Raw genomic sequence first — 22,057 nt, 5'->3', positions numbered from 1 at the left:
GGCCACCGGTCGTCGTGCCGCCGGGTCAGCGGCGGGCGGGTCCGCTGCCGATGGGGAAGCGGTACAGCGCGTACGGCTTCACCCGCAGGTCGACGCCGCCGTTGTAGGCGGCCTGGCGGTTGAGCTGGTTGGCGACGACGTAGAGGTGCCGGTCATGGCCGACGGACAGGGTGTCGGGCCACACCAGGCGCTCGTCACGGATCAGGGTGCGGTAGGTGCCGTCGAGTTCACGGCGGACGATGGCGTTGTTCTCCAGGTCTCCGCCGTAGACGCGGCCGGCCCGGTCGGTCTCCAGGCCGTCGGACATGCCCTTGGCGCCCAGATCGCGGACCGGGACGGCGGACGCGCCGCTGTCCGACCGCGCGCGGATCAGGTCCCTGGTGCGCACCGCGTACAGGCGGCGGCTGGAGAGCGGGCAGTAGTACAGCCACTCACCGTCGGGGCTGAGCGCGATGCCGTCCGCGCCGATGTTGACGGGCGTGGCCGGTGTGGTGGCGTCCGGGCTGTTCGTCAACGGGCGGCCCTCGACCACGGGGACGAACCCGGGCGCCGGCCGGGTGGAAGGCGCGTCGTCCAGGCAGCGCCAGGAGGTGCCGCTCGCCAGGTGGACGACGATCAGGCCGTTCGGGCCGTCCGGGGTGGCGTCGGTGAGGTAGGCGTAGCCGCGGCTCAGATCGAAGCGGACGTCGTTGATGAAGCTGCGCGGCCCGGCGACGGAGCGGGGCAGCGGGATGGTGCGGACCACCCGGTCGGTGGCGAGGTCGATGGCGACCAGCTTCGGTCCACCGTAGGGTGCGTCGGCCCACTCGATGCGGCCGGTGTCCACGACCCACAGCCGTTCGGCGGCGTCGACGACCACGCTCTGCACGCCGAGGAAATGCTTCTCGGGGCGCGAGGTGTCCGGTCGGTTGACGGCCCGGTCGGGGTAGGCGACGGCCTTGCCGTCCCGGATCTCGGCCACGGAGAACGGGACGTCGTCGCCCCAGCGCGGGAAGTTGACGAAGATCCGGCCCGAGCGGGACACCGTGACCCCGGTGGGCATCGCGCCGTCGAAGGTCGCGACCGTCTCCAGCCGGGGCTGGTGGTGGCCGCCGCCCGTGCCGGGGCGGGCCGCGGCCGGCGCGGCGCCGGCCGCCAGTGCCCCTCCGACCACGAGGGACAGGCCGAGGACCGCCCTGCGGCCCGGGCCGGTGTGCGAGGTGGGGGAGGGTATGGACATGGGTGACTCCAGTGTTTCTCGTCGCCCTCGTGACCGCGGAGGTCGTGAGGTGCCGGTCGGTACCGGTCCAGTGGACCGCGGGCGGCCCCGGCACGCTTCCGTCGAATGACTGAGCGCCAGGGCCCGTTGACCGCCGGGAGCCCGCGGTCCCCGAACGGAACGGTCCAGGCCCTGTCGTCGAACTCCCGCCTGCCGGGCGGACGACGGGAGTTCGACGACAGGACCTAGAGCTCGATCTCGGCCAGCCGCTCGATCTCGATGCCGTTCACCGTCAGGGGCGCCGCCCGTTCGGCGAAGGCCCGCAGGTGGGCGCTGGCGGAATGGGCCCGCAGGTGCTCCTCGCTCTGCCACACCTCGTGCATGACGAGCAGACCGGGGTCGTCCAGCCCCTCGTGCGGCACGTAGGTGAGGCAGCCGTCCTCCTGGCGGGTGGCGGACACCAGGGCGGGCAGCGCGTCCCACAGCTCCTGTTCCTTGCCGGGGCGTGCCTTCATGCGGGCGACGAGGACGATGGGTCCGGTGTGACGGTCGGTCATGCGCTTCTCCTCAGTGGGGTGGTCCGTCGGAATGGGTCGGCCGGTGGGTCAGGCCAGGCGTCCGCCGCCGTCCACGTGCAGGACGGTGCCGGTGACATACGGGTTGTCGATGGCGAACAGCACCGCGGCGACGAGGTCGTCGGGGGTGCCGACCCGGCGGGCCGGGTTGCTCGCGGCCACCGACTCCAGGAACGCCCGCTTGTCCGCGCCGAGCTTGTCCCAGGCGCCGCTGTCGACGATACCCGGGGACACGGCGTTGACCCGGAGTGGCGCGATCTCCACGGCGAGGGCCTGGACCAGGAAGGCGAGGGCGCCGTTGGTGGTGGCCATCACGGTCCGCCCGGGGGCGGGGCGCCAGGCCGCCACGCCGGAGAAGAAGGTGAGGGAGCCGCCTTCCCGGGCCTGTCCGGCCAGGTGCTTGGCGAGGAACAGGGGGCCGATCACCTTGGCCGCGAAGGCCCGCTGGACGTCCTCGGGGACGAGTTCGGACAGCGGCCCGTTGGCCGGTACGGCCGCCGTGGACACGAAGTGGTCGAAGGCGCCGGCCTCCTCTGCCAGGTGCGCTATCGACGCCTCGTCGGTGATGTCGAAGCGAACGGTACGGGCCGTGCCCGGCAGTTCGGCGGCCGTCTTCTCCAGCTTGGCGAGGTCCGGGCCCGCGAGGACCAGGTCGGCTCCCTCGGCGGAGGCGGTCCGGGCGAGGCGGCGTCCGATGGCCGAGCCGGCTCCGACGACGACGAGACGCTGGCCGGCGCGCTTGAGGGGGGCGCCGACGGGGGTGGTGGACGTGCTGCTCACGGTTTCTCCTTCGACGGGACCGGCACCGGGCCGGTGTGCGGGGCGGTATCAACTCTCGCCGTGGTGCGGCGATGAGGCCAATGCTTGTTCTTGCAGATATCCATAAGGTGCGCACATGGCATGGATACGTGTGAGCCGGACGGCAGGTGCGGCCTGGTGCGGCGGTCAGCCGACGGCGACGGTGTTCAGCAGGGGCGCCCCGTCCGCGTAGCGCCGCAGCTGCCTCACCAGGAAGGCCGCGGAGTCTTCCGCGAAGGCGTCGGTGAACGCGCCGACGTGCGGGGTGATCAGCGCCTCCGGCTGCCGCCACAGCGGGTGCGCGCCGGGCAGTGGCTCGGGTGCCACCACGTCCAGCGCCGCCCGCAGCCGCCCGGAGGACACCTCACGGGTCAGGGCGTCGGTGTCGACCAGTTCGCCCCTGCCGACGTTCACCAGGATCGCGCCGTCCTTGAGCGAGGCCAGCCGGTGCGCGCCGAACATGCCGCGGGTCTCCTCGGTCAGCGGCGCGCACAGCACCACGGCGTCCGCCGCGGGCAGCAGGGACGGCAGTTCCCGTGCGGCGTGCACGGCGGGTGCGTCGCCGCCGGGCCGGGCGGAGCGGGCGACCCGGACGAGGTCGCAGCCGAAGGGTTCCAGCAGCCGCGCGACGGCGGTCCCGACGGCTCCGGCCCCCACGACGACCACGCGCTTGCCGCGCAGCGTCAAACGGCCGGCCGGGGCCCAGGCGCCCGTCCGTTGCCCGTGCACGAAGCGGGGAATCCGGCCCGCCGAGGCCAGCAGCAGGGTCACCGCCAGCTCCGCGGTCGCCTCGGCGTGCACACCGCGCCCGGTGCACAACAGGGCATCCGGCGGCAGCAAGCCCAGGTGCGGGGCCAGGTAGTCGTGGCCGGAGCTGAGGACCTGCAGCACCTCCAGACACCTGGCGCGGGAGACCATCGCGACCAGCGTCTCGTAGCCGCCCGCCCCGGGGAAACCGGTGAGGAATCGGACCTCCTCGGGCGGCGTGGGACAGGTGTCCGTGCCGTCCCAGTAATGGCAGTCGAGTCCGTCGGGCAGCGCCGGCAGGTCCTTCGGCTCGTACGGGATCCACACCACCGGCCTCATGGGAAGACTCCTCGACAGGTCGTCGCACCCGGCTCCTGGGCATCGGCTGCGTCGGGCTCCGTTCCCCGGAGCCCGAGATACATGTTCTACAGGGACCGCCAAAGTGAAACACATGTGTCCGACCGGGTGTGTACCTGGCTCCACCGGCCCTGACCCCTTGTGAGTCACGCCGCCCCGGCCCGTAAGTCGTTAGACGGATTCCCGCGCCGCCGAGCGCCGTGAAGCTGGACCCGTACTCGGCGCCGCGCCCGCGGCCCGACCACCGTGGAGGGAAAGAACCATGCCGTTCATCACCGTCGGCCAGGAGAACACCACCGACATCGAGCTGTACTACGAGGACCACGGCACCGGCCGTCCGGTCGTCCTGATCCACGGCTACCCGCTGGACGGACACTCCTGGGAGAAGCAGACCGCCGCGCTGCTGGACGCCGGTTACCGGGTCATCACCTACGACCGCCGCGGTTTCGGCCGCTCCTCGCAGCCCACCACCGGCTACGACTACGACACCTTCGCCGCCGACCTCAACACCGTCCTGGAGACCCTCGATCTCCAGGGCGTCACCCTCGTCGGCTTCTCGATGGGCACCGGCGAGGTCGGCCGCTACCTCGGCACCTACGGCTCCGCCCGCGTCGCCAAGGCGGCCTTCCTCGCCTCCCTGGAGCCCTTCCTGCTGAAGACCGACGACAACCCCGACGGCGCCGCCGGCCAGGCGTTCTTCCAGGACATCTCCGACACGGTCAAGAACGACCGCTACGCCTACTACACCGCCTTCTACCGGGACTTCTACAACCTGGACGACAACCTCGGCACCCGGATCGGCGAGGAGGCCGTCCGCAACAGCTGGAACACGGCCGCCGCCGGTGGCTCTTACGCCGCCTCCGCCGCGCCCCTGACCTGGCCGACCGACTTCCGTGCCGACATCCCCAAGATCGACGTGCCGGCCCTGATCCTGCACGGCACCGCCGACAACATCCTGCCCATCGACTCGACCGCCCGCCCCTTCCACAAGGCCCTCCCGCACGCCGACTACGTCGAGATCGACGGTGCCCCGCACGGCCTGCTGTGGACCCACGCCGCCGAGGTCAACGAGGCACTCCTCGCCTTCCTCGCCAAATGATCCGGCGCCGGCGGCCTTCCCCGGGAGGGGAACGCCGTCGGACGCGCGTCGCGAGAGCCCCCCGGGACACCTGCCCGGAGGGCTCTCGCGGTGTGCGCCCACGCCCGTGTCACACGGCGTCCAGGGCTGCACGGGCGCGGGCGGCGCGCACGGCGGCCGACAGCGCGGCGATGTCGTAGGCACCGTCGTGCCTGCGTCCGTCGACGAAGAAGGTGGGGGTGCCGGCCACGCCGCTCAGATCGGCGGAGTCCACGTCCTCAGCGACCCGCGCCGCACCCGTTCCCGCCCGTACGTCGGCCATGAACCGCTCCACGTCGAGCCCCGCCTCGACGGCGTATCCCCGCAGATCCCGCCCGCTCAACGCGCCCTGGTGCGCCATCAGCAGATCATGCATCTCCCAGTACCGGCCCTGCGCCGCCGCGGCCTCGGCCGCCTCCGCCGCCGCCTGCGCGTGGGGGTGGACGTCCGTGAGCGGCAGGTGCCGCCACACGTAGCGCACGTCGCCGGAGTCCCCCAGCAGCTCGCGCACGACGGGCTCGGCCAGCCCGCAGTAGGGGCACTCGTAGTCGCCGTACTCCACCACCGTCACGGGCGCGTCCCGCGGGCCCCGTACGTGGTCGCGGGTGTCGTCGACCGGTACCGCGAGGTCGACGATGGCCTCGGCGCGGCCGATGACACTGCGCAGCCGCAGGCCGTGCGGGAGTCTCGCCAGGACCGCGTTGACCACCCAGCTCAGGGCGACGGAGCACAGGACGGCGGTCAGGGTGCCGATCTTGGCCTGCTGGAGGGCCGCGCCGTCGAAGGCGAGGGTCGCGATCAGCAGGGAGACGGTGAAACCGACTCCGGCGACGGTACCGCCGACGGCGAGTGCGCCGACGCCGACGGGCAGCTTCACGCGGCCCCGCCCGATGGTGGTGACCAGCAGTGACGCCCCCATGATGCCGACGGGTTTGCCCACCACGTAGGCCAGCACGATGCCCAGGGTGACCGGTGAGGTGAAGGCGTCGGCGAGCTGGCCGGCGGTGATCGGGATGCCGGCGTTGGCCAGGGCGAAGAGCGGGACGATCACGTAGCTCGCCCAGGGGTGGAACATGCGCTGCAGACGGTCGTCGGGGGACAGCGCGGAGACCGGCCCGAGGCGGACGGAGCGTTCCAGTTCGGCGGTGGGCTGCTCACGGAAGAGCCGGAACAGTCCGCTGGCCCGCTCAAGTGCGGGACGCCCGGCGGGACGCGCGTACGTCAGCAGCCCCATGGCCAGGCCGAGGACCACGGGGTCCACTCCCGAGAAGAACAGGGCGGGCCAGGCGACGGCCGCCGGCAGCGCGTACGCGACCCCGCGCCGCACGCCGAGGGACCGCAGCAGCAGGACGACACCGAAGGCGCCGACGGCGACGGCCAGGGCGGGCAGGCCGACGTCGTCGCTGTAGGCGACCGCGATGACGACCAGGGCGACGAAGTCGTCCACCACGGTCACCGTCAGCACCAGGACCCGCAGCGCGGCCGGCATCCGGCGCCCCACCAGGGCCGGCGCACCGAGCGCGAAGGCGGTGTCGGTGGACATGGCGGCACCCCAGCCGCCCGCCGTCCCTTGGCCCGCGTTGACGGCCAGGTAAAGGAGTACGGGTACGAGCATGCCGGAGACACCCGCGGCCAGCGGCAACGTCAGCCGGCTGCGTTCGCGCAGTTCCCCCATGTCGAACTCACGGCGTGCCTCCAGCCCGACGAGGAAGAAGAAGACCGTCATCAGGCCGCTGTTCACCCACTCCCGCAGCGACAGGACGACGCCGTGGCCGCCGGCCGTCACGGACAGGTCCGTCCGCCAGAACGACTCGTACCCGCCCGGTGCCGCGTTCGCCCAGGCCAGAGCGGCGACCACCGCAACGGACAGGACGGCGGCGCTGCCGGTCTCGGTGCGCAGGAAGTCGCGGAGCGGGAACCGGGAGGAGTCGCTGCACTGCGTCCGCCCGGTGAGGGAGGACGGATCGATGGGCGTGCTCATACGGTTCTCCGGCGGCCGGACGCCTGCCTGCGGAGGCTATTCACGTGTTCCCCTGACATCGGGTTGCGCGCGCGAGGGGCACGGCTCGGGCTGGGCCCCTGTCGCGCCGGTGCGGATCGGATCTCGCCGTCCGGGTGCCGGCCCGCGGGCCGCCGCGGTGGGCGGGCCGGGGCCCGGGAGCCGGACCGGCAGTCGTCTCCGTAGCCGCCACGGCGGGCGGGGCGGGACGACGGGCCGGGGCGTCACGGACGCCGCCGATGGCCAAGGTTAGCCCCTTGCCCGCCGGCCCGGCCCGGCCCCCGCGTGCGTCATGAGACCGGTGTTCGCACCGATTCATCCGCAGTCGTTCTACCGATGCGCGGCCGGATGGGGATTGCCCAGGATGAGGGACGTGAACACGCGCACCTGACCGAAAAGCGCGCACCCGACGGGAGAGAGAGCACCCGATGAGCGACATAAGTGCCTTCGCCGGCCCCGGGACCCGGGACGGCCGTGTTCCCCCGGTCCTCGTCACGACGGTCCGGCGGCTGTTCGTCCCCACGGGTCCCGACACGTTGCGCTGCCGCCTGCGCTACACCCTGGACGATCCCTACGCCGTCGCCCTGGACCTCTTCGTGGACCCGGTGACCGACCTGCGCGTGACCTGGGTCGTGTCCCGGGAACTGCTGGACCGGGGAACGCGGGGCGCCAGCGGGGTCGGCGACTTCCGGGTCCGGCCGGTCGGCGACCGGTACGGGACGGCCGGTGCCCTCCGCCTCACCCTCCTGCGTCCCGAGGGCCGGGTGTGCCTGGAGACCGGGCTGAGCGGTGTACGGCGGTGGCTGGACGCCACGTACGCCCTGGTACCGGCCGGCCACGAGAGCCGGCTGCTCGACTGGGACGCCCTGGAAGTCGCCCTGCTGGGGCGCGGCGGACGGTCGGCCTAGTTGTTGTGGACTACTCGGTAACTGACCACGGGCAGCGGGAACTCCGCGCTGTGCAGGCTGCCGACGATGAAGTACGAGTCGCCGCTCTGTCCCGGCAAGCCGGTGCGGCAGCCCGGGTTGTAGTAGGCGTACAAGTCGGAGTCCGACACGTCCACGGCGGACAGGGCGGGCGCGGAGAGGTTGTGGCACGAGGTGTCGTCGAGGTCCACGACGGTCTGCGTGCCCGTCAGGCCGGAGCCCGTGTAGAGGGAGATGCCCCAAGGGAAGGCGGCCGCCGAGGCCGGCTGGCCGGTCGCGGTGAGACCGGCCAGGGTGGCCGCGCCGAGGACGGCTTTCGCGAGGACGTGGCGGGTACGGCTTCGCGTCATGGGGCCACCTTGCTGTCGGGCTGCCGGGGGAGAAGGAGGCCTGGGCGTTCCGTGGACGTGTGCCCAGGCCATGTCCATGGTCGCCAACTCACACGTGTGTGCATAGAGGGGATTGAGACATGTGCCCGTGCCGAGGGGCATAGGTCCGGTCCGGAACGCCGGTCGATCGACCGAAGCGCGGTGATTCGCCCCCGGGTTCACTCGGTCCCTGATCACCGACGCGTCCGCCCCTGGTACGGGGCGGTCGACAACCAGACGGGAGCCTTCCGTGCCCGCCCCCTCCGCCTTCTCCGCGCTGCCGCCCGACGGCCCCGGCCGCCGTGCCGTCCCGCGCCGCTTCTCCACCGCCCGTCAGCAGCTCGCCGCCATGGGCGGCATCACCCTGCTCACGGTCCTCGCGGCCACGGCCAACGCCACGGCCCCGGCCGCCTCGACTGCTCCCCCGGCACCGCACCGGGCCCGCTTCCAGGTGTCGCGTGGTGCGGAGACATACGGCGTGGGACCGGCCGGCAGTCAAACAACCGATGCCGCTCCCGCCGCCCGCTGACACGCTGGCGGCGGCAGGCCCCCAGGTCCGCCCGTCCGCACCGCCGCGGTGCGGCAGAACGAAAGGAACAGCCACATGACCAGTACATCCGCCCCGACCGGTCTCGTCCTGATCGACACCGTCAATGAGGTCTTCGCCGAAGGAGGCAAGGGCTACCCGGGCTTCAAGGCGGAGTTCGAGCGGATCGGCACCCTGGACAACCTCAGGCGGCTGCTGGCCGGCTTCCGGGACAAGGGCTACCCCGCCTTCTTCTCGCCGATGTCCTACACCGAAGAGGAGTACGACAACTGGAAGCACCGCTCCGGCATCCACCACATGATGTTCGACAACCGCATGTTCGAGGCGGGCAGCTGGGGCGCCGAGTTCCACCCCGACCTCCGGCCCGGCCCCGGTGACGTGACGATCGCCCCGCACAAGAACCTCGACGTCTTCGCCACCACCGACCTCGACATCCAGCTCAAGCGCCGCGGCATCGAGCACATCGCCGTGGCGGGCATGATCGGGACGATGTGTGTGGAGTCCACCGCCCGCAGTGCCATGGAGCGGGGCTACCGGGTGACCCTCGTCAAGGACGCCACCGCGCCCGACGGCGGCGCCGACTCCTACGAGCAGATGGTGAACCGTTACGCGCTCATCGCCCACGACGTGCTCACCACCGAGGAACTGCTGTCCCGCGCCGACTTCTGAGGCACGGACGCGTCCGTCCCCCTGACCGGCCCCACCTCCCCGACAGCACGAGCAAGACGCGCGACGCGCGTCGAAGGGATCACCTCCATGGCGACCTCCTTTCCCGAGATCGGCGACCGACCCGAGGACCTCGTCGGCCTGGCCTCGGTCCGGCTGACCGAGGAGCAGCTCGCCCGGGCGGTCCGGTACGCGGAGCCGGAGGAGGTCGCCGACGGACAGGTGCTGTTCGACGTCGGGGACGACTGCGGTGACCTCCTCCTGTGCGGCAGCGCCCGGCTGGAGGCGGTGCGGCCGTCCCCGGCGCCGGGCCGGGACGAGGTCCTGCTGCGGTACGGCCCCGGCCAGTTCGTCGGTGAGCTCGGGCTGCTCACCGGTCAGCGCCGACACCTTCGGGTACGGGTGCGCAGGCCGGGCACCGTGCACCGGGTGGCCGCCGGGTCGTTCCGGCTGCTGATGGCGCGGGAGACCGAGCTGTCGGACCTGTTTCTGCGCTCCTTCCTGGCCCGGCGGCGGCTGCTGCGTCAGGCGACCGCCCAGACGCTGCGGATGGTGGGCGACCCGGATTCGGCCGAGGGCCTGCGGCTGCGCACCTTCCTGGCCCGCCAAGGCGTCGCCCACTCCTGGGTGCCGGACGGCTCGGCGGAGGGGACGGCCCTGCTCGGGGCCGCCGGACTGACCGCGGCCGACCTGCCGGTCGCCTCGATCGGGGCCGAGGTGCTGACAGGCATCACCCCCGGCGCGCTCAGCGAGCGCCTGAACCTCTCCTTCCGCGACACCGGCGGCGGTACGGCCGACCTGACCGTGGTGGGCGCGGGACCCGCCGGGCTGGCGGCCGCCGTGCACGGGGCCTCCGAGGGGCTGGAGACGGTGCTGCTCGACGCGGTCGCCACCGGCGGCCAGGCCGCCACCAGCGCGCGCATCGAGAACTACCTCGGCTTCCCGTTCGGGCTGAGCGGCGCGGACCTCACCACGCGCGCCGCCGTGCAGGCCCTGAAGTTCGGCGCCAGGATCGCCAGTCCGTGCACGGTCGTCGCGCTGGAGCCGGGCACCCGGGAGCATGTGGTCACCCTTTCCGACGGGGCACTGATCCGGACCCGGGCCGTGGTCCTCGCCACCGGCGCCGCCTACCGCGCCCTGCCCGTCGACCGGTGGAGCGAGCTGACCGGGCGCGGCATCCACTACTCGGCCACGGACATGGAGGCGCAGACGGTGGCCGGAGCCCCGGTCGCCGTCGTCGGCGGGGCGAACTCGGCGGGACAGGCGGCGCTGCACCTCGCGCGCCACGCGCGGACGGTCACCCTGGTGGTGCGCGGTGCCGACCTGGGGTCCCGTATGTCCGCCTACCTGGTGGACCGCATCCTCGGAGACCCGCGCATCACGGTCCTGACAGGCACCGAGGTGTCGGCGCTGCACGGTGCCGAGCGGCTGGAGGCGGTGACGCTGGCCCGGCACGGCGGCCCGGTGCGCCGGATCTCCTGCGCCGGCCTGTTCTGCTTCATCGGCGCGGAGCCGGCCACCGACTGGCTGACGGGGGTGGCGCTGGACGACAACGGGTTCGTCCGCACCGACCTCGCGCTGTCGAACACGGACCTGGGGCCCCGCTGGCGGGACGCGGGGCGTGCGCCGCTGCCCTACGAGACGAGCGTGCCGGGTGTGTTCGCCGCGGGTGACGTGCGGACCACGTCGCTGAAGCGGGTGGCCGCCGCCGCCGGCGACGGTGCGAGCGCCGTCCGGTCGGTGCACCAGTACCTGGCCCTGTCCGCCCGGGTCTGACCGGTCACCGGCGCTCCGCCCCGGAGCGCCTGCGTGCCTCGCGCAGCAGGTTGTTGTGCGCGCGGCGCAGGAACTTCGCGGCCTGGCACTCCCGCGCGCCGGCCCGGCACTGACGGTAGTCGCGCAGATGCGACGCGTACGCGTCGGCCGCCTGGTCGAGGCGGTCCCCGGAGGAAGACATGGTGCTCCCGGTGAGAGTCGTACTGCCATGGGTGGGCAGCGAGATACGTGTTTCACTTTGGTCGTGTCACCGGAAGCACGGCAAGCTCCCAACCTTTGATACATGTGCTGATACATATGCGCCCTGCACACACGTGTCGGTTTTCCGGTCGGCGGGCCCGCCGACCGTGGTTGCGCGGTGTGCGTGCGGTGCGCCGACAGGAGGAGGGCACATGCCCGACGTCCCGCTCAGTGAGAGCATCGTCCGCGTCGACGACCGGGTGTTCCTGGTTTCGGGGAGCAACACCAACTGGGTGATCGTCAAGGAGGGCGACGCGGCCCTTCTCATCGACACCGGTTACCCCGGTGACCACGACCGGGTCGTCGCCTCGCTCGGCGCCGTGGGCGTCCGGCCGGGCGGTCTCACAGCGATCCTCGTCACCCACGCGCACAACGACCACATCGGCGCGGCCGAGCGGCTGCGCACCGCGCACGGCGTTCCCGTCCTCATGCACGAGCGTGAAGTGCCTCACGCGCGGCGCGAGTTCCTGCAGCAGGTGTCGGTCGGCGCGGTGCTCGCCAACGCCTGGCGCCCCGGCGTGGTGCCGTGGGCGGTGCACGCCATCCGCTCGGGGGGTACGGCACACGTGCCGGTGGCCGAACCCCGGGCGTTCGGCACGACGGGCGCCCTCGACCTGCCCGGCGCGCCGGTGCCCGTGCACGCACCGGGGCACACCGGCGGCCACTGCGCGTACCACCTCCCCTCGCTGGGCATCGTGGTCAGCGGGGACGCGCTGGTCACGGCCCATCCGACGTCCCGGAAGACCGGTCCGCAACCGCTGCCCGGCATGTTCCACGCCGATGTGCCCACCGCCCTCGACGCCCTGTCGGCGCTGGAGTCACTGGACGCCGGCGCCGTCCTGCCCGGCCACGGGCCCCTGCACCGCGGTTCCGTCCGCGACGCGGTCGCACGGGCCCGTGAACAGGCCGGGCGGTAGGGACGTCCCCTCCTCAAGGCGCCGCCCACTAAGTGTCCACAAGGCGGCTCCATGCTGGTGGTACGGCCGGCGGGAGGGCGTTCTCCGCCCCGGCCCGGCCGTCCGCCGGCGCACCTGACCGCCCGGCCCCACGGCCGGGCACCATCCGAACCGACAGGAGATTCCATGTCCGCCTACCTGGCCGATCAGGCCGAGACCCAGTACGTGACGGGGCCGCGCGGCGAACGCTTCGCCTACCGCCGCTTCGGACGGGCCGGCACCCGGCCGCTGGTCATGCACATGCGTCTGCGCGGGACGATCGACCACTGGGACCCGGCGCTGCTGGACCTGCTCGCGGCCGAGCGGGAGGTCGTCGTCTTCGACAACCGCGGCACCAACTTCTCCACCGGTGAGCCGCCGTCCACCGTGGAGGGCCTGGTCGACGGCTCCCTGGCCTTCATCGGCGCCCTGGGGCTGGAGGACATCGACGTCCTGGGCTGGTCGATGGGTGGCATCGTCGCCCAGGGCGTGGCCCTGACCGCGCCCGGTCTGGTGAACCGGCTCGTGGTGGCCGGCAGTTCGCCCGGCGGCGTGCCCGACCTGCCGACGCCGCCGGAGCGCGTCGCGCAGATCACCGGCAAGGGAGCCAACGACGACGAGGACTTCCTCTACCTGTTCTACCCGGACACGGAGAAGGCGCGGGCGGCCGGACTGGCCTCCCTGCGCCGCCTGGACCGGCGGCTGAGGGAGTCGAAGGCCGTGGTGGGTCCCGAGACGTTCCGCGGCCAGATCGCGGCCATCGGCGGTTTCCGCGGGTACTGGGACCGGCAGGCCGAGCTCACCCTCCCGGTGCTGGCCGCCAACGGCGCCCACGACGTGATGATCCACGCCTACGCCACGTACGCGATGTCCCACCGGCTGCCGGACGCCAAGGTCGTCCTCTACAGCGACGCCGGGCACGGATTCCTCTTCCAGCACCCGGAGGACTTCGCCCGCGAGGTCAACGAGTTCCTGGGCCGCTGACCGGCAGCCGGGTACCCGCGCCGCGGGCAGCCGTCAGGCGATCTCGTCCATATGCTCCTCCACCCAGCCGCGCAGCTGCCCCAGGGGCTGCGCCACGCTGCGCCCGAGCGCGGTCAGTTCGTACTCGACGTGCAGGGGCACCGCGGGGTAGACGGTCCGCTCCACGAAGCCCCGGTCCTCCAGGCGGCGCAGCGTGGCGGTGAGCACCTTGGGGCTCACCCCTTCGAGTCGCTTCTGCAGGGCGCCGAAGCGCTGCGGCCCCTCCTCCATGGCGCCGATGGCCAGCGCCGACCACTTGTTGGCCAGGAGATCGAGGACCTCTCGGCACGGGCACTGGGCGGCGTACACGTCGTGATGGTCGTGCCGCTGGGACTCGCAGAGTGTCACCATGGGGTCTCCCTTTCCTGAATTACCTCTCCCACCAGCTTACTTCCCCTGGGGAAGTAATATCCCTTGCAGGTTACTACCTCCTCAGAGCTACGTTACGGGCACAGCGGAAGTCCGCTGTGACATCACCAGTCCGCTGTGACATCACCAGGAGGAACAGTCATGAGCCAGCTCCCCGAGACCATGCCGGCCGTCGCCTACCGCAAGAGCCTGCCGGTGGACGACGCGGAGAGTCTCCTCGACACGACCCTGCCGGTGCCGCAGCCAGGGCCGCGCGACCTGCTCGTGCGGGTCGAGGCCGTCGCGGTCAACCCGGTCGACTACAAGATCCGGCAGAGCAACGACCCGGGCGGCGAGCCCAAGGTCCTCGGCTGGGACGCGGCGGGCACGGTCGTCGCCGTCGGCGCCGACGTCGAGTCCTTCCAGGTCGGCGACGAGGTGTTCTACGCGGGCGCCCTCGACCGGCCCGGTGCCAACTCCCTGTTCCACACGGTGGACGAGCGCATCGTCGGTCACAAGCCCGCCTCGCTCTCCTTCGCGGAGGCCGCCGCCCTGCCGCTGACCTCGCTGACCGCCTGGGAGGGCCTGTTCGAACACCTCGGGCTGTACGCCGACGCCCTGAAGCAGTCGGGCACCCTGCTGGTCACCGCCGCCGCGGGCGGTGTCGGCGCCATGGTCTCCCAGCTGGCCCGCGCCCTGACCAGCCTGACGGTGATCGGCACGGCGTCCCGTCCCGAGACCGTCGAGTTCGCCCGGCGGATGGGCGCCGCGCACATCGTCGACCACCGCCGGCCCCTCGCCCCGCAGGTGCGCGAAGTGGCCCCGAACGGCGTGGACTTCGTCTTCGGCACCACCGGTACGGAGCAGAACCTGGCCGCCTACGCCGACATCGTCAGGCCCTTCGGCCGGATCGTGGCCATCGACGACTTCGGCCCGGTCGAGATCGGCCTGCTGAAGTCGAAGAGCATCTCCTTCCACTGGGAGTTCATGTTCACCCGCTCGCTGCACCGGACCGCCGACCAGGCCGAGCAGGGCCGCATCCTGAACCAGATCGCCCGGCTGGTGGACGCCGGCATCCTCACCACCACGGCCACCACCGACCTCGGGAAGATCACGGCGGAGAACCTGCGGGAGGCGCACCGCGTCCTGGAGTCCGGCAAGGCCATCGGCAAGATCACGATGACCGGCTTCTGACCGTCCCCCGGCCGCCCTGGGCACCACAAAGGCGAGGACTCCACAGTCCTTCCACTTCCGGTGCCTAGGGTGGCCGAGGCTGCGCACCCGCGCCGTATCCCCTCGACCACCGCCCCGTGTGCGGCCGTCGGGGACGACCCGGTCACCGCACCGTCCGCCGTCGGCGGACCGGCACGCGCGGCCTCGCCGCCCGCCGACGAACGGAGCCAACACCATGCTGACGATCGACGTCTTCACCAGTGACTACAAGCCCATCGCCGCCACGGCACCGGGCTGGGACAGCGGCGTGGGCGCGACCTGGCCGGCCAGTACGGCGACGCTCGTCCACGGCCGACGGGAGGCCGTGCTCGTCGACGCGCTCATCACCGTCGCCGAGGCACACCGCCTCACCGACTTCGTCCGCGCCACCGGCAAGGTCCTCACGACCGTCTACGTCACCCACGGCCACGCCGACCACTTCCTCGGCCTGCCGGTCGTGCTGGACGCCTTCCCGGAGGCCGTCGCGGTGGCGCTGCCCGAGGTCGTGCCGCACGCCGAGGAGCAGCTCACCGGGCCGGTCCTGGCGTACTGGGAGTCGCTGTTCCCCGGGGCTCTGCCGGCCGGGCCCGTGGCGCCCCGGGCGCTGACGGGGGACGTCATCGAGCTGGAAGGGCACGAGCTGAGGCCGGTACGGGTCGGGCAGAGCGACACCGATCCGTCGACCGTGCTGCACGTCCCGGACCTCGACGCCGTGGTGGGCGGCGACGTCGCCTACAACGGCATCCACATGTGGCTGGCGCAGACCGACAGCCGGGCGCGCGAGCGCTGGCTCGGGGCCCTGGACACTCTGGAGGCGCTCCGGCCGGCCCGGCTGGTCGCCGGCCACCAGCCCCCCGGCGCCGACGACCGGGACGCCGCCGCCGTCATCGCCTCCTCCCGCCGCTACCTGACCGACTTCGAGGCGGCGGTGGAGGCCGGCGCCGGTGCCCGCGACGTGGTCCGGGCGATGAACCGGGCGCACGGGGACCGCGGCAACCCGTACACCCTGTACGTCTCCGCGGCCGCCCAGTTCCCGTCGCGGGACTGACCTCCCGCGGCGTCCTCAGGGCGTCCCCGTGTCACCGAGCGCGTCGCGCAGCTGCGCCCGGTTGGTGATGCCCAGTTTCGGATACGTCTGGTACAGGTGGAAGCCGATGGTGCGGGCGGAGAGCAGCAGCCGCTCCCCTATCTGCCGGTTGGTCAGGCCGGTGGCCGCCAGCCTGGCGATCTGCAACTGCTGGGGCGTGAGCCGATCGATCCCCCGCGAGGCACCGTCGCCCCCGCGGACGGTGACACCGCAGGCCCGCAGTTCGGCGGAGGCCCGCTCCTCCCACGGTCGCGCGTTCAGCTGTTCGAAGACGGTGAGTGCCCGGGACAGCTCCGTGCGGGCCTCTCCCGTACGCCGTCTGCGCCGCAGCCACTGCCCGTACTCCAGCTGGACGACCGCCCGCTCGAAGGGCCACTGCTCCGCGGCGGGGTCGCCGAGCGCGGCCTCGAACAGCTCCGCCGCCCGCTCGTCGTCGGCGAGGACGGCCTCGGCACGGCGGGTGAGCAGCAGCAGCCGCGGGGACATCCGGCCGTCCAGCCGCCGCCGCGCCGCGGCCAGCACCTCCGCCGCGTCCCGCCGCTTGCCGACCCGCACGGCCGCCGCGGCGAGATCGCCGAGCGCGTAGTAGGACGCGTGGTAGTGCACGGGGCTCGGTTCGGGTCCCACCGTGAACAGTCCGCGCAGCAGTTCGTACTCCAGTGGGTGGTTGCCCTCCGCGCCGGCCACGAGCGCGCGGACCCAGCGTGAGCGGACCCAGAGGGCGCGGCCCTGGGCCGGGTCCACCCCGGCCACGGCCCGGTCGATCATCTCCCTGGCCTCGTCGGCCCGGCCGCGCAGCGCCAGCAGGGCCGAGGTGACGTACATCGCGGCGCGGCCCGCCATGTCGAGGCCGTTCTCGGCGGCGACCCGCCGGGCGTCCTCGGCGCAGGACCAGGCAGCCTCCCAGGCGCCGGCCTCGAACTGGGCCAGTGCCAGCGCCTGCCCGAGGGTGGCGTTGGACCCGGCCGTGGTCACGGCGTTGAGCCGTTCCATCGCCTCGCCGAGCAGCCGGACCGCGACGGTGGTGTCGTCCAGGATCCACGCGCCGGCGCCCAGCACGGTCAGTTGCTCGGCGTCCCGCTCGGACCGCGCCAGACAGTCCCGGAGGAACGCGAGCAGCCCCTCGCGGTCCCCGTGGGGGTCGCAGCAGGCGCGGGTCCAGAGCTGGTCGTGGTCGTTGCCCACGTCGACGGGGATGCGCGCCAGGAGCCGGAGCATGCGCTGCCGGTAGGTCTCGTCGCCGGTGTTGTAGGCGATGATGGCGGCGTGCCCGAGGGCGACCAGCGCCGCGTCCGGCGCCCGGTCCACCGTCTCGTCCGCCAGTGGCAGCAGGTGGGACAGCGCGGCCTTCTGCCGGGTGGTGGCGGCGAGCGCCCAGCCAGTCCACAGGGTGGCCGCCCGGAGCATCGCCTGGTCGTCGGTGGCCGCCGCGACCCCGCCCGCCAGTTTCTCCACCCACAGGGGCTCACCCGCGTTCATCGCCAGGTCGCAGGCGTCCAGCAGCCGCCGGGCCCGTGCCTGACCGTCCGGGCTCAGTTCCGCGGCCCGCTCCAGGGCCGCGGCGGCCACCCGGTAACCGCCGCGTCGCCGTGCGCGCCCCGCCGTCCGCACCAGCGCCGCCGCGATGTCCTCGTCGGGGACCAGGGTGGCGGCGGCCCGGTGCCAGGCCTGCCGGTCGGGATCGTCGCTCAGCAGGTCGGCGAGTGCCAGGTGCGCCTGCCGGCGTTCCCCGAAGGAGGCCGAACCGTAGACGGCCGACCGCACCAGCGGGTGCCGGAAGACGACCCGACCGCTCTCCACCCGCACCAGGCCGGCCTGCTCCGCCACCGACCACGCGTCCGGCCCTCCGGAGGCGGAGGCGGCCAGGAGGGCGGCCGGCATGTCCGGGGCGTCCGCGGCGGCCGCGTACAGCAGGAACCGGCGGGTCTGCGGCGGCAGCCCTGCCAGCCGCTCGGCGAACACGCTCTCCAGGCGTTCGGTGAGCGGGAGGGCGCCGGCCGGTCCGCCGGGCCGGGGTGACGGGGACCCGGCGCCGGCGCGGGCCAGTTCCACCAGCGCCAGCGGATTGCCGTCGGCCTGCCGCAGGACGCGCTCGCGCAGCGGGCCGCGCGGGGCGTGGGGCTGGGCGTCGAGCACCCGCTCGGCCGCCCGGTCATCCAGTGGCCGTAGCGGCAGGCGCGCGAGGTCCGTCCCGAACTGCCGGGGCACGGTGTCGCCCCGTACGCCCATCAGCAGGGTCACCGGCTCACCGGTCACCCGGCGCGCGACGAAGGCCAGCGCGTCCAGGGAACAGGCATCGGTCCACTGCGCGTCGTCGGTGACGAGGAGTACCGGCCGCCGGGCGGCGGCATCGGACAGCAGGGTGAGCGCGGCGAGGTTGATCAGGAGTCGCTCGGGACGGTCGTCGGCCGCCGGCGGCGCGTTCTCGGCGCGTCCGAAGGCGCCCAGCAGCGCACGGCGCTGGGCGTCCGGCAGGCCGGCCGCCTCCGGCAGCAGGGGGGCCAGCATCTGGTGCAGCGCGGCGAAGGCGAGTTCCCGCTCGCCTTCGTGCCCGGTGCACCGCAGTACGCGTCTGCCGTGCGCCGCGGCCTCCTGGGCCGCCGCGTCGAGGAGGGTGCTCTTGCCGGTCCCGGCCTCCCCGAGGAGGACCAGGGACGGGGGCCCTTCCCGCCGGGGAGTGAGGACGAAGTCGCGCAGACGGGACAGTTCGGCGTCGCGGCCGAAGATCTCCGTCGTCGGCGGGGCCTGCTCGCCGCCGGTCACCATGGCTCCTCCCAGCCGCGTCCCGAAGGACTCGAAGATCGTTAAGGGCGCGACACTATCAACTGGTTTCCTGCGGTTCGCCATCGCTCGGCACCCTTCGACGCATACGCGAGGAACGCCCCCCCGCACCTCGGGCGGCCGGGAGCGCGGGGCCGGGACACGGCCGGAGAACCGGTGGGCCTCCCGGGCGGGCGGCAGACCAGTCAGGTTACTTATACGGCCGCTGTCCGACCGACCTATGTTCACACCTGAGGCCGGGGGAAGCCGTGCGCCCGCCGGGCGCGGACGACGGGATCCGCGGCAGTGGCGGACCATTTGACACGAATCAAACTGACCGGCCATATTCGCATCATCACGCTCGCGTTCACAGCACTGCCCGGCACGGCCGTCTCCGCCCGGTCGAACAGCGACTGTGCACCAGCCGACGTCCGAGGGGAGACCATCGTTGCCCAGGCCCCATCCCGTGACGGGCGATCCGCGTGTCCGCTTCTCGGTCCTCGGCCCGGTTCGGGTCTGGCGCGGCGACGACGAACTGCCGGTCCGCCCGAAGCAGCAACGGCTCGTCCTGGCGGCGCTGCTCGCGCGCGGGGGCCGGCCGGTCCCCCTGGCCGAGTTCATCGAGCTGCTGTGGGAGGGCCGGCCGCCGGCCAGTGCCGCGAACGCGGTGCACCGGTACATCGGTGCCCTGCGCCGGCTGCTGGAACCGGATCTCCCCGCCAGGTCGGCGGGGCGGTGGCTCACCCGGCAGGCCGGCGGCTACCGCCTCCGGGTCGACGCGGACAGCCTCGACCTGCTGCGGTTCAGGGACCTTGCCGACCGGGCCCGCAGGGCAGGCAGGGCCGGCGAACCGGCCGCGGCCGCGGACCTCTACGTCACCGCCCTCGGGCTGTGGCAGGACCGCTGCGCCGCGGGTCTCGAACCCGTCGGCCGGAGCCATCCCATGTTCGTGATGCTGGAGCACGAATACGTGTCCGTGGTCTGCGAGGCGGCCGAGACGGCCGTCCGCTGCGGGCGCGCGTCGGCCGTCCTGACCCCGCTGCGCCAAGCCGTGGAGCGCCATCCGCTGGACGAGGCCCTGGTCGCGCACCTGCTGCTCGCCCTCGCCGACGACGGAAAGCAGGCCGAGGCCGTCTCCCTCTACCAGGACGTCCGCCACCGCCTGGCGGAGGAGCTGGGGGTCGACCCCGGCCGCGAACTGTCTGCGGCGTACGAACACCTCCTGCGGGGGCGGGCGGCCACGGAGGCCGGGGCGGGCGGTCACGACGACGGCACGGGCCGGGACGACCGGCCGGCACAACGGCCCGCCGCCGCTCCCCTGACTCCCTCGCAGCTCCCGGCCGACCTGGCCTGCTTCACCGGCCGCCGGGAGGCGGTGCGGCAGGCGGTCGCGATGGCGGGGGAACGCGGCGGTGCCCTGCGCGTCATCGCCATCGATGGCATCCCCGGCGTCGGCAAGACCGCTCTGGCCGTGCACGTGGCGCACCGCGCCGTACCCGACTTCCCCGACGGACAGCTCTACGTCGACCTGCGGGGCTTCACCCCCAACGGTGATCCGGCCGACCCCCATGAGGTCCTCGCCGGGTTCCTGGGCGCCTTCGACGTCCCCCGGCAGCGGATGCCGGACACCCTGGACGCACGCGCCGCGCTGTACCGCAGCGTCCTGGCCGGTCGCCGGGTGCTGGTGGTCCTGGACAACGCCTGGAGCGCCGAGCAGATCGCACCACTGCTGCCCGGCACGCCGGAGTGCATGGTCATCGTGACCAGCCGGGCCCGGCTGACCGGGCTGGCCGCCTCGCACGGCGCCCGGCTGACGACGCTGGAGGCGCTCTCCGCCGACGAGGCCGCGGCGGCCTTCGTCGAGCGAGTCAAGGGGGTCAGGACGGACGTGGACGACGCCTCGGTGCGGCGGATCGTCGACCGCTGCGGCAGGCTTCCCCTGGCCGTGGCCATCGTCGCCGCCCGCGCCGCCTCGTACCCGGAGCACCCGCTGCCGCAGATCGCGGCGGACCTGGCGCGCGCGGGCCGGAGCCTGGAGGGCTTCAGCGACGACCACCTCGACAACGACGTGCGCGCCGTCTTCTCGTGGTCCTACCGCACGCTGTCCGAACCGGCCGCCCGCCTCTTCCGGTTCCTGCCGCTGCACCCGGGCGACGACGCGAGCGTGAGCGCCCTGGCGAGCCTCGCGGGCACCACTCTGCCGGACGCCGCCGCGGCCGTCGGCGAGCTGGTACGCGCTCGGCTGCTGACGGTGCTACGACGCGACCGGTACCGGTTCCACGACCTGATCCTCGCCTACGCGAGCGAGCTGGGCGGATCCGACGGCGCGGCGCGCACGGCCGCGCTGTCCCGGCTGCACGACCACTACCGGCAGACGGTGAGCGCGGCCAACCGGCTGCTGCGGTCCAGGGTGTACGAGCCCGAGCCGCCCCCGCCGCCGGACGGCGTCCAGGTCGAGTCCCTGTCCGACGAGGCCGCCGCCATGGCCTGGTTCGGCGCCGAGCGACCGGTCCTCAACACCCTCGTGCAGGAGATGGCGGCACGCGGTGACGCCCGTGCCGCGTGGGAGACGGCCGTGTCGATGCAGCTCTTCCAGCAGCGGCTCGGCCTGTGGCAGGAATGGGCGGCCGGCATGGGCGGCGCGCTGATGGCGTCCCGGCGGGCCGGGGACACCGAGGGGATCGCACGGACATGCCGGGGACTGGCGGGCGCCCTGCTCTTCCGGGGTGACACCGACGCCGCGCTGCCTCTCCTGCACGAGGCGGAACGCGAGTTCGCGAACCTCGGCATGACCCTGGAACTCGTGCACACCCTCCGCAACATCGGCTCCGTGTACATAGCCCGGGGCAGCTCCGCGGAGGCCCTGGCTCACCTGGACCGGGCCCTGCGCCTGCTGCGTGTCCATCGCCATCCGTACCTGGAGGCGACCACCCTGGTGTGGGCGGGTGAGGCACACCTGGAGCTGGGGAACGCGGCCCGGGCCCTGGAGCTGGCCGAGGAATCGCTCGGCATCTCCCGGCGCTTACGCCTGGTCGACGGCGAGGGACCCGCCCTGGGCGTGGTGAGCAAGGTGCACCGGCGGCGCGGGGACCTCGGGGCGGCGATCGCGGCCTGCCTGCGCGCCATCGCACTCGCCCGCCGCCAGGGCCATGTGAGCGGAGCGGCGGAGGACCTGCTGCTCCTCGGGGACCTGCACCTGGAAGCCGGCGCCCCGGATGCGGCACGCCGCGCGTGGCACGAGGTGCTGGAGCTGACGGACGATCCGGACTCGCCGGTCGCCGCCACGGCCCGGGCACGGCTGGCCCGGACACCCCGCTGACAGCGACCGGGACCCCACCGCGGGCCCGGTCCCCACGGGTGGGCGGAGCACGGACCGGC

19 protein-coding genes are annotated in these 22,057 nt (G+C 73.3%); 10 read left to right on the top strand and 9 right to left on the bottom strand.

Annotated features, from left to right (window positions below; genetic code table 11):
• Window positions 1–25: 25 nt before the first annotated feature.
• The 4 genes from AB0A94_RS34165 to AB0A94_RS34150 all read right to left on the bottom strand — a co-directional run bounded on the left by AB0A94_RS34165 (window position 26) and on the right by AB0A94_RS34150 (window position 3,657).
• Complete coding sequence (locus tag AB0A94_RS34165; protein WP_361750264.1) at window positions 26–1,219, bottom strand: L-dopachrome tautomerase-related protein; 1,194 nt, start codon at window positions 1,217–1,219, stop codon at window positions 26–28.
• 224 nt (window positions 1,220–1,443) lie between these two features.
• Window positions 1,444–1,755, bottom strand: coding sequence for a putative quinol monooxygenase (locus AB0A94_RS34160; protein ID WP_361750262.1), 312 nt, complete (start codon window positions 1,753–1,755; stop codon window positions 1,444–1,446).
• A gap of 48 nt (window positions 1,756–1,803) precedes the next feature.
• On the bottom strand, window positions 1,804–2,553 hold the full coding sequence (locus tag AB0A94_RS34155; RefSeq protein WP_361750260.1) for an SDR family oxidoreductase: 750 nt from the start codon (window positions 2,551–2,553) through the stop codon (window positions 1,804–1,806).
• A 165-nt stretch (window positions 2,554–2,718) separates the two neighbouring features.
• Complete coding sequence (locus AB0A94_RS34150; RefSeq protein WP_361750258.1) at window positions 2,719–3,657, bottom strand: NAD(P)-dependent oxidoreductase; 939 nt, start codon at window positions 3,655–3,657, stop codon at window positions 2,719–2,721.
• A gap of 280 nt (window positions 3,658–3,937) precedes the next feature.
• Here AB0A94_RS34150 and AB0A94_RS34145 point away from each other — a divergent pair, with 280 nt between their 5' ends.
• On the top strand, window positions 3,938–4,774 hold the full coding sequence (locus AB0A94_RS34145) for an alpha/beta hydrolase (protein WP_361750256.1): 837 nt from the start codon (window positions 3,938–3,940) through the stop codon (window positions 4,772–4,774).
• Window positions 4,775–4,883: 109 nt separating this feature from the next.
• Here the strand turns inward: AB0A94_RS34145 and AB0A94_RS34140 are convergent, their stop codons facing one another.
• Entirely contained in the window at window positions 4,884–6,773 is a 1,890-nt protein-coding gene (locus tag AB0A94_RS34140; RefSeq protein WP_361750254.1) for a Na+/H+ antiporter NhaA, read from the bottom strand.
• Window positions 6,774–7,219: 446 nt separating this feature from the next.
• Here AB0A94_RS34140 and AB0A94_RS34135 point away from each other — a divergent pair, with 446 nt between their 5' ends.
• A complete protein-coding gene (locus AB0A94_RS34135) occupies window positions 7,220–7,699 on the top strand; it encodes an SsgA family sporulation/cell division regulator (RefSeq protein ID WP_361750253.1) in 480 nt (159 codons plus the stop codon).
• Here AB0A94_RS34135 and AB0A94_RS34130 read toward each other — a convergent pair.
• On the bottom strand, window positions 7,696–8,067 hold the full coding sequence (locus tag AB0A94_RS34130; protein WP_361750251.1) for a hypothetical protein: 372 nt from the start codon (window positions 8,065–8,067) through the stop codon (window positions 7,696–7,698). The two genes, AB0A94_RS34135 and AB0A94_RS34130, sit on opposite strands and share 4 nt — an antisense overlap.
• A gap of 268 nt (window positions 8,068–8,335) precedes the next feature.
• On the opposite strand from AB0A94_RS34130, the gene AB0A94_RS34125 reads away from it, so the two are divergent.
• The 3 genes from AB0A94_RS34125 (at window position 8,336) to AB0A94_RS34115 (ending at window position 11,074) form a co-directional block, all read left to right on the top strand.
• Window positions 8,336–8,614: a hypothetical protein gene (locus AB0A94_RS34125; RefSeq protein WP_106411681.1), complete on the top strand. Its 279-nt coding sequence runs from the start codon at window positions 8,336–8,338 to the stop codon at window positions 8,612–8,614.
• Window positions 8,615–8,689: 75 nt separating this feature from the next.
• Window positions 8,690–9,301 carry a cysteine hydrolase gene (locus AB0A94_RS34120; protein WP_361750249.1) on the top strand — a complete coding sequence of 204 codons (612 nt, stop codon included), beginning with the start codon at window positions 8,690–8,692 and terminating at the stop codon, window positions 9,299–9,301.
• Between the two features lie 87 nt (window positions 9,302–9,388).
• Window positions 9,389–11,074, top strand: a complete 1,686-nt coding sequence (locus tag AB0A94_RS34115) for an FAD-dependent oxidoreductase (protein WP_361750247.1) — start codon at window positions 9,389–9,391, stop codon at window positions 11,072–11,074.
• 4 nt (window positions 11,075–11,078) lie between these two features.
• Here AB0A94_RS34115 and AB0A94_RS34110 read toward each other — a convergent pair whose 3' ends face one another.
• On the bottom strand, window positions 11,079–11,255 hold the full coding sequence (locus tag AB0A94_RS34110) for a hypothetical protein (protein ID WP_198602410.1): 177 nt from the start codon (window positions 11,253–11,255) through the stop codon (window positions 11,079–11,081).
• 211 nt (window positions 11,256–11,466) lie between these two features.
• Between AB0A94_RS34110 and AB0A94_RS34105 the strand changes: the two genes are divergently transcribed.
• Window positions 11,467–12,231, top strand: a complete 765-nt coding sequence (locus tag AB0A94_RS34105; protein ID WP_361750245.1) for an MBL fold metallo-hydrolase — start codon at window positions 11,467–11,469, stop codon at window positions 12,229–12,231.
• 165 nt (window positions 12,232–12,396) lie between these two features.
• Complete coding sequence (locus AB0A94_RS34100) at window positions 12,397–13,233, top strand: alpha/beta hydrolase (RefSeq protein ID WP_361750243.1); 837 nt, start codon at window positions 12,397–12,399, stop codon at window positions 13,231–13,233.
• 33 nt (window positions 13,234–13,266) lie between these two features.
• On the opposite strand, the gene AB0A94_RS34095 is transcribed toward AB0A94_RS34100, so the two are convergent.
• On the bottom strand, window positions 13,267–13,623 hold the full coding sequence (locus tag AB0A94_RS34095) for a helix-turn-helix domain-containing protein (RefSeq protein WP_361750241.1): 357 nt from the start codon (window positions 13,621–13,623) through the stop codon (window positions 13,267–13,269).
• A 159-nt stretch (window positions 13,624–13,782) separates the two neighbouring features.
• Here AB0A94_RS34095 and AB0A94_RS34090 point away from each other — a divergent pair, with 159 nt between their 5' ends.
• Both AB0A94_RS34090 and AB0A94_RS34085 read left to right on the top strand, forming a co-directional pair.
• Window positions 13,783–14,814, top strand: a complete 1,032-nt coding sequence (locus tag AB0A94_RS34090) for a zinc-binding alcohol dehydrogenase family protein (protein ID WP_361750239.1) — start codon at window positions 13,783–13,785, stop codon at window positions 14,812–14,814.
• 214 nt (window positions 14,815–15,028) lie between these two features.
• Window positions 15,029–15,880: an MBL fold metallo-hydrolase gene (locus AB0A94_RS34085; protein WP_106411686.1), complete on the top strand. Its 852-nt coding sequence runs from the start codon at window positions 15,029–15,031 to the stop codon at window positions 15,878–15,880.
• A gap of 15 nt (window positions 15,881–15,895) precedes the next feature.
• Here the strand turns inward: AB0A94_RS34085 and AB0A94_RS34080 are convergent, their stop codons facing one another.
• Window positions 15,896–18,685: an AAA family ATPase gene (locus AB0A94_RS34080; RefSeq protein ID WP_361750237.1), complete on the bottom strand. Its 2,790-nt coding sequence runs from the start codon at window positions 18,683–18,685 to the stop codon at window positions 15,896–15,898.
• Window positions 18,686–19,127: 442 nt separating this feature from the next.
• Between AB0A94_RS34080 and AB0A94_RS34075 the strand changes: the two genes are divergently transcribed.
• Window positions 19,128–21,998, top strand: a complete 2,871-nt coding sequence (locus tag AB0A94_RS34075) for a BTAD domain-containing putative transcriptional regulator (RefSeq protein ID WP_361750236.1) — start codon at window positions 19,128–19,130, stop codon at window positions 21,996–21,998.
• Window positions 21,999–22,057 lie beyond the last annotated feature (59 nt).

The sequence above is a fragment of the Streptomyces sp. NPDC044984 genome (assembly GCF_040646935.1).
Lineage (GTDB): Bacteria > Actinomycetota > Actinomycetes > Streptomycetales > Streptomycetaceae > Streptomyces.
The sequence above is the reverse complement of the archived record's forward strand: the minus strand, read 5'-3'. Positions and strand labels throughout refer to the sequence as shown.

Bases quoted from the DNA above. Each gene is read 5' to 3' on its own strand.
- AB0A94_RS34165 (WP_361750264.1), bottom strand. From the start codon at position 1,219: ATGTCCATACCCTCCCCCACCTCGCACACCGGCCCGGGCCGCAGGGCG.
- AB0A94_RS34160 (WP_361750262.1), bottom strand. From the start codon at position 1,755: ATGACCGACCGTCACACCGGACCCATCGTCCTCGTCGCCCGCATGAAG.
- AB0A94_RS34150 (WP_361750258.1), bottom strand. From the start codon at position 3,657: ATGAGGCCGGTGGTGTGGATCCCGTACGAGCCGAAGGACCTGCCGGCG.
- AB0A94_RS34145 (WP_361750256.1), top strand. From the start codon at position 3,938: ATGCCGTTCATCACCGTCGGCCAGGAGAACACCACCGACATCGAGCTG.
- AB0A94_RS34140 (WP_361750254.1), bottom strand. From the start codon at position 6,773: ATGAGCACGCCCATCGATCCGTCCTCCCTCACCGGGCGGACGCAGTGC.
- AB0A94_RS34135 (WP_361750253.1), top strand. From the start codon at position 7,220: ATGAGCGACATAAGTGCCTTCGCCGGCCCCGGGACCCGGGACGGCCGT.
- AB0A94_RS34130 (WP_361750251.1), bottom strand. From the start codon at position 8,067: ATGACGCGAAGCCGTACCCGCCACGTCCTCGCGAAAGCCGTCCTCGGC.
- AB0A94_RS34120 (WP_361750249.1), top strand. From the start codon at position 8,690: ATGACCAGTACATCCGCCCCGACCGGTCTCGTCCTGATCGACACCGTC.
- AB0A94_RS34115 (WP_361750247.1), top strand. From the start codon at position 9,389: ATGGCGACCTCCTTTCCCGAGATCGGCGACCGACCCGAGGACCTCGTC.
- AB0A94_RS34110 (WP_198602410.1), bottom strand. From the start codon at position 11,255: ATGTCTTCCTCCGGGGACCGCCTCGACCAGGCGGCCGACGCGTACGCG.
- AB0A94_RS34105 (WP_361750245.1), top strand. From the start codon at position 11,467: ATGCCCGACGTCCCGCTCAGTGAGAGCATCGTCCGCGTCGACGACCGG.
- AB0A94_RS34100 (WP_361750243.1), top strand. From the start codon at position 12,397: ATGTCCGCCTACCTGGCCGATCAGGCCGAGACCCAGTACGTGACGGGG.
- AB0A94_RS34095 (WP_361750241.1), bottom strand. From the start codon at position 13,623: ATGGTGACACTCTGCGAGTCCCAGCGGCACGACCATCACGACGTGTAC.
- AB0A94_RS34090 (WP_361750239.1), top strand. From the start codon at position 13,783: ATGAGCCAGCTCCCCGAGACCATGCCGGCCGTCGCCTACCGCAAGAGC.
- AB0A94_RS34085 (WP_106411686.1), top strand. From the start codon at position 15,029: ATGCTGACGATCGACGTCTTCACCAGTGACTACAAGCCCATCGCCGCC.
- AB0A94_RS34080 (WP_361750237.1), bottom strand. From the start codon at position 18,685: ATGGTGACCGGCGGCGAGCAGGCCCCGCCGACGACGGAGATCTTCGGC.